This window comes from Chengkuizengella axinellae (assembly GCF_030730905.1).
Lineage (GTDB): Bacteria > Bacillota > Bacilli > Paenibacillales > KCTC-33759 > Chengkuizengella > Chengkuizengella axinellae.
The window spans coordinates 733592-749644 of sequence record NZ_JAVAMP010000002.1 but is presented as its reverse complement, the minus strand read 5'-3'; the positions used below and the strand labels follow the sequence as shown (position 1 = coordinate 749644).

The 16053-nt window shown below is 33.2% G+C and carries 19 protein-coding genes; 5 read left to right on the top strand and 14 right to left on the bottom strand.

The annotated features are described in order from the left end of the window. Positions 1-26 precede the first annotated feature (26 nt). The 8 genes from Q5Y73_RS09225 to Q5Y73_RS24820 form a co-directional block, all read right to left on the bottom strand. The gene (locus tag Q5Y73_RS09225) at positions 27-839 is read right to left on the bottom strand and encodes an AAC(3) family N-acetyltransferase (RefSeq protein ID WP_305991572.1); all 813 of its coding nucleotides are present in this window, start codon (positions 837-839) and stop codon (positions 27-29) included. Positions 840-878: 39 nt separating this feature from the next. Beyond that, a complete protein-coding gene (locus Q5Y73_RS09220) occupies positions 879-1154 on the bottom strand; it encodes a hypothetical protein (protein WP_305991571.1) in 276 nt (91 codons plus the stop codon). 11 nt (positions 1155-1165) lie between these two features. Continuing rightward, positions 1166-1861 carry a LiaF transmembrane domain-containing protein gene (locus Q5Y73_RS09215; protein ID WP_305991570.1) on the bottom strand — a complete coding sequence of 232 codons (696 nt, stop codon included), beginning with the start codon at positions 1859-1861 and terminating at the stop codon, positions 1166-1168. A gap of 161 nt (positions 1862-2022) precedes the next feature. Next, the gene (locus Q5Y73_RS09210) at positions 2023-2220 is read right to left on the bottom strand and encodes a YxzE family protein (protein WP_305991569.1); all 198 of its coding nucleotides are present in this window, start codon (positions 2218-2220) and stop codon (positions 2023-2025) included. Positions 2221-2271: 51 nt separating this feature from the next. Continuing rightward, positions 2272-3054, bottom strand: a complete 783-nt coding sequence (locus tag Q5Y73_RS09205) for an SDR family oxidoreductase (RefSeq protein WP_305991568.1) — start codon at positions 3052-3054, stop codon at positions 2272-2274. A gap of 82 nt (positions 3055-3136) precedes the next feature. Next, entirely contained in the window at positions 3137-4309 is a 1173-nt protein-coding gene (locus tag Q5Y73_RS09200) for an aminotransferase class I/II-fold pyridoxal phosphate-dependent enzyme (protein WP_305991567.1), read from the bottom strand. Between the two features lie 17 nt (positions 4310-4326). Continuing rightward, positions 4327-4974, bottom strand: coding sequence for a type 2 periplasmic-binding domain-containing protein (locus Q5Y73_RS09195; protein ID WP_305991566.1), 648 nt, complete (start codon positions 4972-4974; stop codon positions 4327-4329). A 520-nt stretch (positions 4975-5494) separates the two neighbouring features. After that, positions 5495-5578, bottom strand: coding sequence for a putative holin-like toxin (locus Q5Y73_RS24820; protein WP_371320182.1), 84 nt, complete (start codon positions 5576-5578; stop codon positions 5495-5497). Positions 5579-5910: 332 nt separating this feature from the next. On the opposite strand from Q5Y73_RS24820, the gene Q5Y73_RS09190 reads away from it, so the two are divergent. From Q5Y73_RS09190 to putP, 3 genes are all read left to right on the top strand, one after another. Beyond that, positions 5911-6828: a proline dehydrogenase family protein gene (locus Q5Y73_RS09190; RefSeq protein WP_305991565.1), complete on the top strand. Its 918-nt coding sequence runs from the start codon at positions 5911-5913 to the stop codon at positions 6826-6828. A gap of 75 nt (positions 6829-6903) precedes the next feature. Beyond that, on the top strand, positions 6904-8451 hold the full coding sequence (pruA, locus tag Q5Y73_RS09185; RefSeq protein ID WP_305991641.1) for an L-glutamate gamma-semialdehyde dehydrogenase: 1548 nt from the start codon (positions 6904-6906) through the stop codon (positions 8449-8451). A gap of 414 nt (positions 8452-8865) precedes the next feature. Beyond that, the gene (gene putP, locus Q5Y73_RS09180; protein ID WP_371320177.1) at positions 8866-10377 is read left to right on the top strand and encodes a sodium/proline symporter PutP; all 1512 of its coding nucleotides are present in this window, start codon (positions 8866-8868) and stop codon (positions 10375-10377) included. Between the two features lie 71 nt (positions 10378-10448). Here the strand turns inward: putP and Q5Y73_RS09175 are convergent, their stop codons facing one another. After that, the gene (locus Q5Y73_RS09175) at positions 10449-10634 is read right to left on the bottom strand and encodes an immune inhibitor A domain-containing protein (RefSeq protein WP_305991564.1); all 186 of its coding nucleotides are present in this window, start codon (positions 10632-10634) and stop codon (positions 10449-10451) included. 184 nt (positions 10635-10818) lie between these two features. Between Q5Y73_RS09175 and Q5Y73_RS09170 the strand changes: the two genes are divergently transcribed. Both Q5Y73_RS09170 and Q5Y73_RS09165 read left to right on the top strand, forming a co-directional pair. Continuing rightward, positions 10819-12069, top strand: a complete 1251-nt coding sequence (locus tag Q5Y73_RS09170; RefSeq protein ID WP_305991563.1) for a PucR family transcriptional regulator — start codon at positions 10819-10821, stop codon at positions 12067-12069. A 305-nt stretch (positions 12070-12374) separates the two neighbouring features. Beyond that, positions 12375-12551, top strand: a complete 177-nt coding sequence (locus tag Q5Y73_RS09165; RefSeq protein ID WP_305991562.1) for a hypothetical protein — start codon at positions 12375-12377, stop codon at positions 12549-12551. Positions 12552-12743: 192 nt separating this feature from the next. On the opposite strand, the gene Q5Y73_RS24815 is transcribed toward Q5Y73_RS09165, so the two are convergent. Genes Q5Y73_RS24815 through Q5Y73_RS09145 form a run of 5 tightly spaced genes read right to left on the bottom strand, consistent with a single transcriptional unit; the run spans position 12744 to position 16041 of the window. Then, positions 12744-12983, bottom strand: a complete 240-nt coding sequence (locus tag Q5Y73_RS24815; RefSeq protein WP_371320176.1) for a transporter suffix domain-containing protein — start codon at positions 12981-12983, stop codon at positions 12744-12746. Then, positions 12970-13845 carry an aminoglycoside phosphotransferase family protein gene (locus tag Q5Y73_RS09160; RefSeq protein WP_305991561.1) on the bottom strand — a complete coding sequence of 292 codons (876 nt, stop codon included), beginning with the start codon at positions 13843-13845 and terminating at the stop codon, positions 12970-12972. The genes Q5Y73_RS24815 and Q5Y73_RS09160 overlap by 14 nt, the downstream gene beginning before the upstream one ends. 6 nt (positions 13846-13851) lie before the next feature. Beyond that, a complete protein-coding gene (locus tag Q5Y73_RS09155) occupies positions 13852-14847 on the bottom strand; it encodes a phosphotransferase enzyme family protein (RefSeq protein ID WP_305991560.1) in 996 nt (331 codons plus the stop codon). A gap of 58 nt (positions 14848-14905) precedes the next feature. Next, positions 14906-15454: a GNAT family N-acetyltransferase gene (locus Q5Y73_RS09150; protein ID WP_305991559.1), complete on the bottom strand. Its 549-nt coding sequence runs from the start codon at positions 15452-15454 to the stop codon at positions 14906-14908. Positions 15455-15492: 38 nt separating this feature from the next. Next, entirely contained in the window at positions 15493-16041 is a 549-nt protein-coding gene (locus tag Q5Y73_RS09145; RefSeq protein WP_305991558.1) for a hypothetical protein, read from the bottom strand. Positions 16042-16053: the final 12 nt, after the last annotated feature.

Below are 16053 nucleotides of genomic sequence, written 5' to 3'. Positions count from 1 at the left end.
TTTCTTAAAACGTCAGCCTTGCATTTTTATCCCTTTTCATTTCGTTTTGCCAACCACTTCTCAGCAAAATCTACACATTCCTTTTGCTTAAATAATTTTGCGTTGGCTTGCCCAATTTCACCTACATTTACATGATGATCTTTCTCAAAATCTATCCCGATATCATTAAAACAATCTGAATCCATATCAATATGACTGAAGGTTTTCCATCCTCTTTGATCATTTTCTATGATTGGAGCACCTTGAGTTTCTCTTGCTAATATTGGCACTCTGTTTTCTGATAAATGAAAGGAAGTATTATTCTCATAATCAACACCAAGTAATAATACATCCCCGTTCAAGTCGTAAACTCTTGCTAATGGAGACTTTTCACCTAACCCATCATTTAACGAATGTTCTTTTGTAATATTCTCAGCATTTTTCCCCCAAGCAGCAAATGAATACATAGGGTGATAACTGCGTACTACATTCGGAAATGTACGAAAAGCTTCTACGATTTTGCCCATATACCATGTTGGTGTGATCTGTGGATCAAATGCGGGCATGGTATCTCTAATTACAGCCCACCATTCTTTAGGTACAGGAGGGTTTTCCCAATATGATGGATCTGAAAGGTTTGGTGAATGTGTCGGCATAATAATAGTTCCATTTTCTGTTACTACATCCATCAAGGCTTGAACTACTGCAACAGGTCCACCACTAACCCAACCGATAGAACTTAAAGAAGAGTGAACGATGACTGTCATGCCATCTTTCAAACCTAGTTTAATGAAATCTTCCTTTATGGTTAATATTGTATTGATTTGACTTGATTTATTGATTACGTTCAATTCACTCATTGTAATACCTCCAAAACTCATCTTTTACTTTAAATATAATTACAAGTGAAGGCTTGCGATTGCTAATATGATTGCTATGATAAATGGAACTATAATAACAGCAGTACCTACCCAAATAAAACCAACAACATAACGAACAATCGTTATGTTGTTGCCAAATAAAATACAATGAATTAATTGAGAAATAACGGATGCAAACACACCGATGTACAACAAATGTATCGTTTCCCAATCTATCTTAACATAGATCCCAAGAAGAAATACTAATATACTCAATGAAACAACAGTAAGTTCTATGTAAATCGATTTCCTCATAATGAATAACACTAGTTTTTAATATCCAAGCCGCCAAAAACAATAACGCAATTCAGAATTAATGTTGGTGCTTCAGGGTTAGTGGTGGATCTATCCAATGTTCGATTGCTCCAATCACCAAATATAGGTACTCCTTTAAATTCAACGTTCCAGTTTTCTGGTATATATATATCAGCCCCTCCAAATGCAACTACCACATCAATGGTTACTTCTTTTTTACTTGTTATGTTGGCTTCTCTTAAGTTCAGATTTGTATCACCAAAAGCAACCACTATACTCCCACCATTAAAATCTTGAGATACATTCTTCAAGTCAGTTCCTGAGAATGCGGTAACCTTATTAATAGAATCTTTCGTATCCAGATTAGGTGAAGACCAATGCTTCTTATATGATTTATCCCCTTTTGAAAACATAATCCAAAGACCTAAAAGTATTAGTAGTACTGGCCAAAATGAAACATATTCAAATATATTAAACATATCTGATATTTTTAATTGAAGTAAAACACCAACCGAAATCACAATGATCGCTCCAATTTTTGATGAAGACTTATTGATTAAGTTAAATAAACCAGATATAACGATAATCATAGGCCAGTAATTTCGAATTAAATCACCTAGGTTGAACTCTATTATTTCTGTACTATGAAGTAATAAAAATACGCCTACTAGAATAACTACTAATCCAAATAAATGTTTCCCATTCATACTCATTCCCACCTTTTTTGTATATTTTAGCTATTTTATAATGATAATCTAAGATCCATTATCAACCATTTTATGCTAAAAAGAATATGGTGTATACCCATAACATTCCAAAAATATAAAAATAAATTAGAAAACGAGAGAAAATAAAAAAGAAGAAGGAATTAATCTCCTCCTCCACCTCCGCCATCGCTGCCTCCACCATCACTTCCTCCTGAATCACTATCATTGTGACTTCCAAAAAAACCGGTGCTAGAATGATCTGAGCGACGAGACTTCTTATTTGTATTACCTGTCACAATATTAAACAAAATAAATCCAACGATCGCGATCACTACAATCAAAATAAATCCTTCTGCCATATAAATCACCTCTAAAAACATTCATTTATTTATCATATGATGTATGAATGATTATATACTTTTTAATGCTCCCCCATCCACAGATATTTGCTGACCTGTTATATAAGAACCAGATTCAGAAACTAAATGCATTACTAATGAAGCCACTTCTTCTGATGTTCCTACTCTTTTTGAAGGAATTTGTTCCGTAACTATACGCTCCGCTTCCTCCACCCCCATGTTTCCATCAGTCATCAATCGATGGATATAATGATGATATCGATCCGTTTTAATAAAACCCGGATTAACACAATTCACCGTGATTCCTTTAGGTGCCAATTGAATGGATATGTTTTTGCTAGCATTGATAATCGCTGCATTAATCAAGCTATTTGTAAACATATTCTTCCCGGGTTCCTTCCAGAGGTTGCCTACTAAATTAATGATTCTTCCATAATTGTTTTTTTCCATCCATTCATAGGATTGTTTCATGCAATCAATATAAGTAATTGCTTTTTGAGTGAAGGTTTCAATCATTTTGTCATTTTGACTGTTTAAAAACTCATCAGGTGATCCGCCTGGAACATTGTTAATTAGTATGTCTAAACGATCATATTTTTTTACTACTGTTCTAAATACATGATTTCTATTATCTTGATTACTTATATCAACAGGGATACACATATTCAATTTAGAATTGTTTATTTCATTTACTGTCTCTAATACTTGCTCAAGTTTTTCTTTTCTTCTAGCAATTAAAATAAGATGATACCCATTTTCCGCTAAAGCAATTGCAATGGACTTGCCGATCCCTTGGCTAGCTCCTATGACTAACGCTACTCTATCATTTTTCATTCAAAAACAACTCCTATAAAAAAAATGAGTTACCTTCAACAATTAAAAGGTAACTATATTTGTTCAATTCTCAGCACGACCTCTACAGTTCAAATCGCAAATCTAGCTTCTCTAATCTTTCAATGAATTGTTCTAATCTTTTGATATCCGCTACCATGGAAATTCTTATAAATGGATTCCCTTTATCTCCAAATATCGCACCGGGGGTAACAGCTACATGTGCTTTTTCTAATAAGTGGGATGTAAAAGAAATTGAATCATAACCATGAGGAACAGGTGCCCAAACATAAAATGTTCCTTTAGGTTTCTCTATATTCCAGCCTAGTCTTTTTTTGCATTCTTTCACAAAATATGAAGCTCTTGTTTCATACAATTGATTTAAACTTGAGACACAGGTTTGATCTCCTTGTAAAGCAGCTGCAGCTGCTTTTTGAACCCCTCCAAATACGCTTACAAAAACATGATCCTGAAAAGAATGAATAGCTTGAATCATCTGCTCATTGCCAACTGCAAATGCAATCCGCCAACCAGCCATATTATATGTTTTTGATAATGTATATAATTCTATTCCAACCTTTTTTGCATTTTTTGATTGTAGAAAACTTACTGGTTTATGGCCATTAAAACCAAAAGCGGCATATGCAAAATCATGTATAATACCCACATTATTCTTCTCTGCAAAATTGACGGTCTCATTAAAAAATTGAGTGTTAGCCGTTGCTCCTGTTGGATTGTTAGGATAATTTAAAAACATTGCCTTTGCTACTTCTGCGGCATCAAATGAAGAATAGGTAGGTAAATAATTATTTTGCACATCTAAGTTAAAATGATATGGAATTGCATTAGACATTAATATGTCTGGAATATATTCTGGATAGCCAGGATTAGGTGTTAATACAACATCATTCTCATTTAAAAAAGCTTGACATATTACATAAATCGCTGTTTTTCCTCCATTAAAAATCGCAATCTCTTTCTCTGGATCTACTTCTACATCATATTCTTTTTTGTAAAAGTCACAAATCGCTGTTTTTAAAAATGAATACCCTCTAAACGGAGGATATCTATGGAATGTTGAAACACCCACAGCTTGTTTTATTTCCTCAACGATATGAGGTGGTGTTGGCATATCAGGGTTGCCCTGACTTAAATTAATCACATCCAACCCCATATTTTTCATTTGATTTATTTTATCAAAAATAGCCGAGAACTCTTGTTTCGGGAGTATGCGAACCTTTTCAGATGGGGATATCATAACTATTGTACCTCCCCCTATAACTCAACTTTTTTAGATTTTTGGAGAAATAAATTATTTACCACAATTGTATGTAATGTTAGTCCAATCATAATCAAAGTTACGATGCCGATAATAACGGAAGGGGTTATAAAGTTTATCAAAGTAGAACCTATAGAAATACTTAATCCAATAAGCGCTTCTGAAACAGCAAATATCCTACCTTGCATTTCATTGGCTGCGTTTTCTTGTACTTTCACTTTTGCAATTACTTCGCCATATTTAACTAGATTAATAGGAGCAGGATGTGTAACAACCGTTTCATTATCGAGGGAATCATAATGAAAATGATAATCGGGCCTAACTGCTAATCCGTACATAGGGGTATCACATCTAAATAGTTGAAACAAATCAATTTCAGGCCTCATATAAAAATTCTTAATCCCGTCATATGCATGAGGAACAATGACGTAATCTAGCGTTCTATCCACTAGTTTTGTCAAACTTTCTTCAAACGTATCAGAAAGAACAATGTCGCTTTTATAACCTTGATTAGCCAAATAATTGTTTGAGAATGCTATTGCTGCATACTCACTACTAGTTCCTTCTGGTCCGAGAGTACCTACACTGATGACTTTTGTTTTTAAAGTTAACGCCTGAATTGTAATGTTTTTAATAGTTACCAATCCTATCACCATTTTTTATTTTTTTTATTACCAACCTTTTGATACAATTCCTTTCTTTGAATGCATAAATTGGAAAATATTCACCTTTAAAATCATAAATTTTTCCAATGGTTTTGTCAACATAAAGAATATTATACATTTATTAACTCTGTGTTGTTTTTATGTAAAATAATAAAGATTATACCAATGGTAGATTGGAAATATTTAATAAAGTTAAAAAAGAAGGAGATACATAATCTCCTCCCCCTCTAACTCTATATATTTTGTCAGAATAATCGCCACTACTGCTATTAGTCTAATGACATCGTTATGATAAAGTACACCTTTTTCAATAATGATTTCTCATTTCCTCAATGAAAGTTAGATGAATCGTGATAAAATAGTATCAGATGATGAATGTATGAATAAACTAATTAAAGACCGCAGATGTGCCAGCATCCACGGTCCTACAATGATTGCCTCAGGGTGATCGGATACAGTATAAATGGCCTCCCATCTTATAGTCTGGGTATTTGGGAGGTTATTTTTTTTTGAGGTATGTCAATAAAGTTAGAATAAGCATACTGAACATGATCATCAAAACCAATGCATCATTTATTTCCATGGCAACACCTCCTTTCTTAAGGAGATGGCCAATCACCAGTGAGTGCTCTATTCCATTGCTTACATATTATACCACATTTTATTGAGGCGAACGCTTGTTTTATGTGTATTTAACTATGTTTTCTTAAAGAAAACATCATAATCTTTCTTCTTTTATTTCCACTTCATATTTATCTGTTGTGTATAACACACAACAGACATGCGATATTCTTGTATTCCCTACACATTGTTAAGGAAATCAGGCAAATCATATAATAAAGTTATAGTTCCTGATCATTTTTATGAGCAGCATCACAACATCATCTGTACGATTCTTGTAAGGAGGTTAATATTGTGGAAGCGCTATCTAGAAACTTTTTCTTATACTTATCTAAAAATAAATCATTAAACAAAATGGCAAAACGATATGGGTTAAAATTCGGTGCTTCGAAAGTGGTTGGGGGAATAGATTTTGATCGTACAGTTTCAGTTATTAAAAACTTAAATAACAGAGGTCTTTGCACTACTGTAGACCATCTTGGTGAATTTGTTAATTCTGTTGATGAAACACGTGAAAGAACAGCACAGGAAATTCATACAATCCAAACCATAGCTAAAGAAAAATTAGATGCACAGACTTCAGTAAAACTCACATCTCTAGGTCTAGACATCGATCATCATTTGGTTTTTGAGAATATGAGAAACATATTAACAGAAGCTCAAAAGCATGGTGTCTTTGTTACCATTGATATGGAGGATGAGGTGAGATGTCAAGGAACATTAGACATTTTCAAAGGATTAAAGACTGAATTTGATAATGTGGGAACCGTTATCCAATCGTATTTGTATCGATCAAGAGATGATATCAATGATCTAAAAAAACTATTGCCTAACTTACGTCTTGTAAAAGGTGCGTATAAAGAATCTGCTGATGTGGCATATCCAGATAAAAAAGACGTGGATGACAATCTTAAACAAATGATAAAAGACCATCTCACGAATGGAAATTATACAGCGGTAGCAAGTCATGATGATCAAATCATTAACTTTACCAAACAATTTGCTGAAGAAAATAATATCAGCCGTGATTTATTTGAATTTCAAATGTTATACGGTATGAGAACACAAACACAACTAGATCTTGTTAAACAAGGATATAAAATGCGGGTGTATGTGCCTTACGGGAACGATTGGTATGGTTACTTTATGAGAAGACTTGCAGAAAGACCTGCTAACGTAGCATTCGTAGCAAAAGGAATGTTTAGAAGCTAATTCTTGTGATCTAGTTTTCGAAAAGAGTTTAAATGTTTAAACTAAATAAATAATGCCCATAAAAGGAGAAAAATGATTATGAGACCATATAAACATGAACCATTCTTAGATTTTTCTTTAGAAAAAAACAATCAAGAAATGAAAGCTGCATTGCAGCAAGTTGAGGAAGAATTCGGCAATGACTATGAGCTTATCATAAATGGTGAACGAATTAAAACGGAAAGCAAAATTGTTTCCTACAATCCAGCAAATAAAGAAGAAATCATAGGTACAGTTTCTAAAGCAAACAAAGAACTCGCAGGGGAAGCTATTATTGCAGCAGAAGCAGCGTTTAAAACTTGGAAAACGTGGAAACCTGAAGCACGCGCTGATATATTATTCCGTGCTGCTGCGATCATCCGCAGAAGAAAAGCTGAATTCTCTGCACTACTAATTAAAGAATCTGGTAAGCCATGGAATGAAGCTGATGCGGATACAGCAGAAGCGATTGACTTCTTGGAATATTATGCTCGAGAAATGATCAGATTAAAAGATGGAACACCTGTATTAAGCCGTGATGGTGAATACAATAAATACGTTTATACACCTATGGGTGTTACAGTCGTTATTTCTCCTTGGAACTTCCCATTTGCAATTATGGCAGGAACTACTGTTGCTCCTGTCGTAACCGGAAATACAGTTGTACTTAAACCAGCAAGTACTACACCTGTAGTTGCTTATAAATTCATTGAAGTTTTAGAGGAAGCAGGTCTTCCTAAAGGTGTAGTTAATTTCTGTCCAGGTAGTGGTGCGGAAGTTGGAGACTATTTAGTTGACCATCCAAAAACAAGCTTAATTACTTTTACAGGTTCTCGTGAAGTAGGTACTCGCATTTTTGATCGAGCATCAAAATTGAATCCTGGTCAAATTTGGCTAAAAAGAACGATCATTGAAATGGGTGGTAAAGATACTGTAGTAGTAGATAAGAATGCTGACTTGGAAGTGGCTGCAGAATCTATATTCAGATCTGCTTTTGGATTCTCTGGTCAAAAATGCTCTGCTGGCTCTCGTGCAGTAATTCACCAAGATGTATATGATGAAGTATTAAACCGTGTAATTGAAATTGCAAAAGATAAAGTAGTTGGAGATCCAACAGATTATAACACATATATGGGACCGGTTATTGATCAAGCTTCCTTTGATAAAATTATGTCCTATATCCAAATTGGAAAAGAAGAAGGTCGTGTTGTATTTGGCGGTAATGGAGATCCTTCTAAAGGGTACTTTATCGAACCAACGATTATTGCTGATGTTGATCCTGAAGCAAGAATCATGCAAGAGGAAATTTTCGGACCTGTTGTTGCATTTGCTAAAGCAAAAGATTTTGAAGAAGCGATTGATATTGCAAATAATACAGAATATGGTTTAACAGGTGCATTAATTTCAAATGATCGTGAGCACATCGAATATGCTAAACAAAACTTCTATGTAGGAAACTTATACTTTAACCGTACTTGTACTGGTGCTATTGTTGGTTACCAACCATTTGGCGGATTCAATATGTCAGGTACTGATTCCAAAGCAGGTGGACCTGATTATCTAATTCAACATATGCTGCCTAAGACAATCAGCGAAACACTTTAGTAAACCCAAAAAAGTGAAGCTAAAAGTTTCAATGCTTAATCCTATTACTTTTTCGGGACTCGGAACAACAAATACCCCAAAAAGTGAGAACTCCTTTAGAGTCCCAGTTCTTGGATGAACTGGTATCGGAGTGGTCACATGGAAGTGGCTGATTACAATCGACCATTTATATAGATCAATTACTAGCTACCTTGAAGGTTAATATAAAATCCTTCAAGGTAGCTTTTTCATTTTTTGTTCTATCATAAGGGTAGGACTATTTTTCATACAATATATTGAAAGCGACTACACCTTAGGAGGTGAATCTAGTGGACTATGGCTTAACTGCTGCAACATGGTTTTGGCTGCTCGTTCCAATGCCATTGCTTGTAATTCTTAGTGTGATTTCTTATTTGAAAGAAAGGAGACATTAATATGATTAGTAGTGCAACATTAACAACATTTATCATTTACTTAATAGGAATGTTAATTATTGGCTGGTCAGCTTACAAAAAAACAACTGACCTATCTGATTATGTATTAGGTGGAAGAAGGTTAGGCGGAGGTGTTGCTGCTTTAAGTGCCGGTGCCTCAGATATGAGTGGTTGGTTGTTATTAGGATTACCTGGGTATGCCTATGCAGCTGGAATGCAAGCAACTTGGATCTGTGTTGGTTTAGCTATAGGAGCATACTTAAATTGGCAATTTGTTGCAAAAAGACTTCGCGTTTATACAGAAGTAGCCAACGATTCAATTACCATTCCTGATTTTTTTGAAAATCGCTTCAATGATTCCTCAAAACTTCTGCGTATCATTTCTGCTTTTGTGATTTTATTGTTCTTTACTTTCTATACTTCATCTGGTCTTGTTGGAGGGGCTCTATTATTTGAGAACACCTTTGGCTTAGAATATCAACTTGCACTTTGGATTGGAGCCGCAGTAATCATTTCATATACTTTATTGGGCGGTTTTCTTGCCGTCAGTTGGACAGATTTTTTCCAAGGAATTTTAATGTTTTTGGCGCTAGCTGTTGTTCCTGTTGTTATGATATTAGAAATGGGCGGATGGAATGAAACCGTACAAAGAATTGGAGAACTTGATGCAGAGAAGTTAGATGTTTTTAGTGGAATTGGTTTCCTAGGTATAATTTCATTGATGGCCTGGGGATTAGGTTATTTTGGCCAACCACATATTCTAGCAAGATTCATGTCAGTGAAAAATCATAGAGAAATTCCTAAAGCAAGATTCATAGGGATGTCATGGATGGTCGTCTCTTTATTTGGTGCCATTTTTACAGGTTTTGTAGGTATAGCCTATTTTACTGGCACCCCACTTGTAGATTCCGAAACCGTTTTTATTGAAGCAGCAAATGTACTATTTCACCCCGTTGTTTCTGGATTTTTACTTGCCGCAATTTTATCTGCAATAATGAGTACGATCGATTCTCAGTTGCTTGTATCCTCGAGTGCTATTGCTGAGGATTTTTACAAAGTATTAATACGACCTTCCGCTTCCTCCAAAGAACTTATATGGGTCGGTAGAATTTCTGTACTGATCATCGCGCTAATAGCCATATTCCTTGCCTTTGACCCAGAAAGCTCCGTGTTAGACCTTGTTAGTTATGCATGGGCAGGTTTTGGTGCTGCCTTCGGTCCCATCATTATACTCTCACTATTCTGGAAAAGAATGACTCGAAATGGAGCTCTAAGTGGTATGATTGTGGGTGCAGCTACAGTTGTAATATGGAAAATGTTATCAACCCCTAAATTAAATGATGCAGGTGTTGTTATTCAAGAAGCAACTATTCCTTTTGACTTATATGAAATTGTTCCTGGTTTTATATTCGGTTTTTTTGCAATTGTGATCGTTAGTTTAATTGGAAAAGCTCCTGATAGCAGTATTGCGAGCAATTTTAACAAAATGGAAAAGATGCTTCGTTCAAAATAGTGTTTTGCTCTTAGGAAAAAAACAAAAAATCTCTTAAGACAATGTCTCAAGAGATTTTTTTCATTTATTAATTAATCACAATAAATTAAGATTTTAGCCGCCGTACGATCTTCACTCTCACTGATGACTCTTATTTTCAGACCAATTTCTGGTACATTTCGCCCTGCATCAGTCATATCGTCATTTACGTAAGACATATTATCATCAAATTGTGGATTGATTCTCGTGTTGTTATGAACAATCATCAAATTGATCAATTAATCTATCTGGTTCACATAAGTTTCCATCTAAATCCAACACATAACGATCTTATTGATATTTAAATAATAGAACGAAAAATAATAACATTAGCTTGACAATTACTATACTTTTCATGATGATAAATGTATAAATGCTTGAATGAAGTATTTCTGATGAACTATATGAAAAAGGAGCGGAGTTATGGAATTAAATCCATTGAGCGATGCTATGAAAATAAAAGATCTTGATGATATTACAGAATATATTAGTTCAGTTATAAAAAAACCGCTCATCATTGAAAATAAAAATTTTGAATTAATTTCCTACAGTTCTAAATACGCATATCACTTTGATACATCACAGCAAAAAACCATTTTATCAAAAAAATGCCCTCTATTTATAATAGATCGCCTAAAAAAGGATGGGATCTTCAGACAATTAGAAAAATATCCTGATCCTATTCGAATTAATCCAATTGAAGAACTTGGACTATATCAGCGTATTGTGGTAAGCGCAAAACATCAGAATCAAATTCTTGGATACATTTGGGTACAAGAAACAGACATGATTTTAAATGAAGAGGAACTGCTCTTCTTAAAAGATATATCAAACCATGTTGGTGCTTTATTATATAAACGTTTTGAAGATAAAAACTCTAATCAAAACACAAAAGAGAAAATCATGTTTGAAATGTTAAATCAAGATTACAATGAGGAAGAAATATTAAAATTCACTAAAACCTCAGATATATCTTTGCCGACTAGATTTACAGTAGTAGTTTTTTCAGCTCATGACAGAGAAGAATTAGAAGAAATGAAACCTATCCTAAATAAAGAGTTTCTTAAAGCTAAACCTGAAGTCGTTGTATTAAATGAAAACAATCAAATCATTGCTATCATTGGAACTGAAAAAGAACAATCTTATTATACTTATGACAAAGCTAGAATGCTGATACGCAATGTAAGAGATTTATTAAGTGAAGATTATAGAAAAAAGCTATTAATTGGCATGGGAAATGAATATACATACTTAGGACAGTTAAGAAAGAGTTATGTAGAGGCGTTAGAGGTGATTCAATCTACAGAGTTTGTAGATCGAAACGATCATGAAGTACCTATTGAAAATAAGGATTTAGGAATATACCGTTACATTTCTACAATTCATGAGAGAAATATTCAAGAACGGTATGAAAATGATATGATTTCAACGTTACAAAAGTATGATGAGAAAAACAATACAAGTCTAATACGAACTTTAGAAATTTATTTGAAAAATAACTGCAAATTAAAAAAGACAGCTGAAGCACTTTTTATTCACCCTAATACGATGAACTATAGATTAAAACAGATTATTGAATTAACATCCATTGATTTTGATAATTTTTATATAAAATGTCAGTTGTACATTGATCTATTACTACTTAAGAAGAATAAACCCAAGATCAATTCGTGAAACTTCTCAAGCTAATAACTCGGAATATTCAAAATTATATACAAAAGTCAATTCAGAATGTCTATGATTTAATACAAATTGTAATCTGTACTCATCGAGTTTCCTGAATATAGTTAAACAGAGATATATTTAAATAATAAGGAGATTTAAGGGTCTTATTTGAATCAACTATTGAAAATATAATAAAATAGGCTACAACTTCAATACAAATTTCGAAATAAGACCCTTGTATTCCTCTATTTTCATTAAACATTGGAAAAGTAATAAGGAACAAAATCTTTGATAAATCAATCTGGATTATAAAGATGTCTTTCCGTTTGATCTGTGAGATCACATATTTTCAAAAACAGCTATACCATCTGTATTCTCTTTTTCCCATACTGTCTCAACAGCCTTTAGTGCAGCCTCTTGCTGTTCAAATTGGAATGGCAGTGCTGGGATTCTTTTTCGTTCAGCCTGGTGACGAGCTGCTAGTAGTCTAGCTGCATCTAATAAAAATCCATTTTAAAATTGAATGAATTCCAATTCAAGTCTCTCCTTTATAGATACACGAATCAAGTAACTGTGTTATTTTAATTATATACGCAACTGAATTATCATTCTATGTATGCATTGTTTATTAAAGGAAATTTACATAGTATTATTTTCAATCCTTAACCTTCACATATTTCACTCTAAGCATCTGTATTAAAAAATGACCTATACTTCTTTACTACTTCACTACCCAATATCAATCCCCCAACCCAAAATGACACTTCACCAACAATGATGAGGCCACCTGTTACTGCTGCTTTAAACCCTGTGGTTATATTTACAAAAGGAACGATAAAAATCAGCCCGTAAAAAAAAATGAAAGAAAAATCAGAATAAAACCTATTTTTTTCAATATCATCCCTTTGATTATTTCTGTTCAAAGTAAGATGGTTTTGACATCCAATCAGTATAATCAATGGGACCTTTTACTTGCAATAATCTATAAAAATAGCGATATACTTCTCGATATGGAGATAGATCAGGAAAACTTAATACAGATTCATAACCCTTTTTAAAAGCAGCTGCCGCATTTAAATCAAAGCTGCATTCTAAAGAAATCAGATCCAGTTCTCTAGGGGCAATTACATATGCCTCAGTATCTACAATAGCTGTAATTTGCTGACCATTTGACAATAACTGCCTTGAATCCATATCAACCATGATATATGATGCATATTTAGGTGACGGTAGTTGTTTTAAGATTTCAAGCATTGTTTTAAATTCTAGTTTAATTTGTTTCTCATTTTTGTAGTGTTTCTCAACTATAACTTGTATTATTTCAATTAAACGTTTATGGAATTGGTCAACAGGATATCTGAAAGTCCCTATAACATTCCCACATTCTTTAAACTTTTTACTGTGTATTTTTGCTAAGGATTCCCCAAATCTCTCTAACATTAATGAAGGCTGGTTTGGAAATTGAAAGGAACTCCCATTCATTCTCTCTACAACAACCACTTGAAAACCATCTACCATTCCTTTACGTAATACCTGTGGTATTGGTATCGAACTTAAACTTTCAATTTCTTTGTTTATAAACTCTAAATCGAATGTATTGTTAATATAAGTTCCATATAATTGTCTGCAAGCATCTAGAAAAGGGACTTCAATCTCATCGTTCACTCCTGAAGCTCTTACAACCACTTCTTCATCCAAGGTTTTAACTAACCAAACATGACTGGCATGACCTCCTAAGTCAACCTGAGATAAAATAGGTTTATTAAATAATGAATCCAGATGCAAGTCACTTCAATTCCTTTCCATTACTAATTTTTGAAAGTCTATATCAAGATGTGGAATATTATCTTCGATCAAAGATTTTCTGTTTTTCATAAATTCCTTCTCCCAACCATACAAATCGTCTTCCTCTATCTCTTTGAGTAAAGTATAAAATTCAATTTCTTTATATTTCAAGAAAAGGTTGAGGTTTTTAAACCAGAATAGATCCAAGTGATTTTCTTGTTCATATCCATATAAAAAATGTTCCAAAAACTCTTTGGCAATAGATTCTTTATCTTTTTCAATCCAAGGCAGCCATACTGAATAAAAAAGGATAATTGCAATATCATAAATGAACCATTTATATACACTATCGTCAAAATCGAAAACCTTTATTTCATTTTTGTTTATAAAGAAATTGCCATAATGAAGATCTGCATGTATTAATCCAAATGAATCTTTGTCTCGGGGAAGTTCTTTTAACTGATCGAGTACTTCTTTAAAATTAAGCAATACTTCTTCAGATTCTTGCAGGGTCTCTATTGTTTCTTGAATATATTCACTATCATACCATTGTGGTCTTTGAACTTGCTGAGTGGGTTGATAATGTTTTGATAAATAATGCATCTTCCCTAGCGTTTGACCTAATTTCTGAACAACATCAAAATTCCACTCTTTTTCTGTAAGATGTCCTCCCTCTGCTTTCTCAAATGTGGTGACATACAAGATTTTATCTGCATTTTTTATTATTTCTACTAATTTTCCATTTGTAAAAGCTACTGACCTTGCTATTGATACACCATGATTGTGTAGATAGTTGATCCAATCTAACTCTGCACATATCATTTCCATAGAACGATGTGAAGAATCTGTTAATCTGATGATAAAATCCCTCTTTTTATCATTTAATTCATAGACAGTATTCTCAAACCCTCCTATTTTTTTAATGTTTGTGATTGGAATATGATATAACATTGACAACTTGTCCAATATTATATCTTTATTTGAATCTTTCATCTTATTCATTCCCATTTTGTCTTCCCGCCTATCGTTATGTTAGTTCACAAAAAACACACCTTATTTGTCATTTCTTTTGATTATGTATCCATTCTTTTTTACTTAAAAGCATTTGAATTTGATCCCACCACTCACCAGTACTAGACTTGTACAATTTTGGATTTACATCTATTTGTTGGAAACCTACTTTCTCATAACACTTTATTGCACCCTTATTGATATGAAAAACATTAAGTTTCAATCTATTTAATTCAAATTGTTCAAATCCAAGTCTAACTAGATGTTTAAGTGCTGCTTGTCCTATACCTTTGCCTCTGAATTTATTATCAATGATAAATCTACCAATGACAGCTTCTTTCTTTGCTTCATCAAATCTTGCCAATTGAATTGAACCTATAAAACGTCCTAACTCAGTATCTTTAATTTTATATACATAAGCATTACCTTCTTTAGTGTTTATTCCTCGGTTATAATGCTCTTCCATTTGCTCAACAGATAATGGATATTTATAAGTCAATCCTGCCCATTGAACCAAAAAATCAGAATCATATTCGTTTACAATATCAACTATTTTTGAAAAATCTAATTCATTAATCAATTCTAAAGTGATTTTCATGATATTTCCTCCAAATGCTTGGTTTTGACTATATCATTTTAATTTAATATATTATTTTCATATTTTGTTAGAGGTTTATGATCCCATATTTGTACCTCAATGTATCTTTCAGGTCCTTTTGCACCATCCTCATTCCATTCTTGTGGCAATCCATATATTTCAATGATTTCTTCAATTTCTTCTAATGTATAAATCATCTTACGATAAGACTTATCATCATCAAATCTCATAGTTGGAAACAAGTCACCGTAAGTAAAGCTAATTGTTTTTGGTTCAAATTCATTTACATTTATTTTTATTTCTTCTCCACTTACATACCAAGTTTTAATCCAAGGACATGCTCCCAATGTCATATAATGTGGGGATTTATTAACAGGTTTACCCCCTTTTTTTATAAATAGTCTTCTTGCTAATGCTTCTAATTCAAAACGAATTTGTATGTAATTTTCAGATCTATTACTCGCAAAAAGTGTACCTTCTTTTCTAATAAGATTTTGTATTTGTTCAGCTTCTTGCATGTTCAGATCAGACAAGCTTTTAAATGGTCCTTGAGATTTTTCATAATAATGATATAAATACATTTCCATATCAAGACCTCT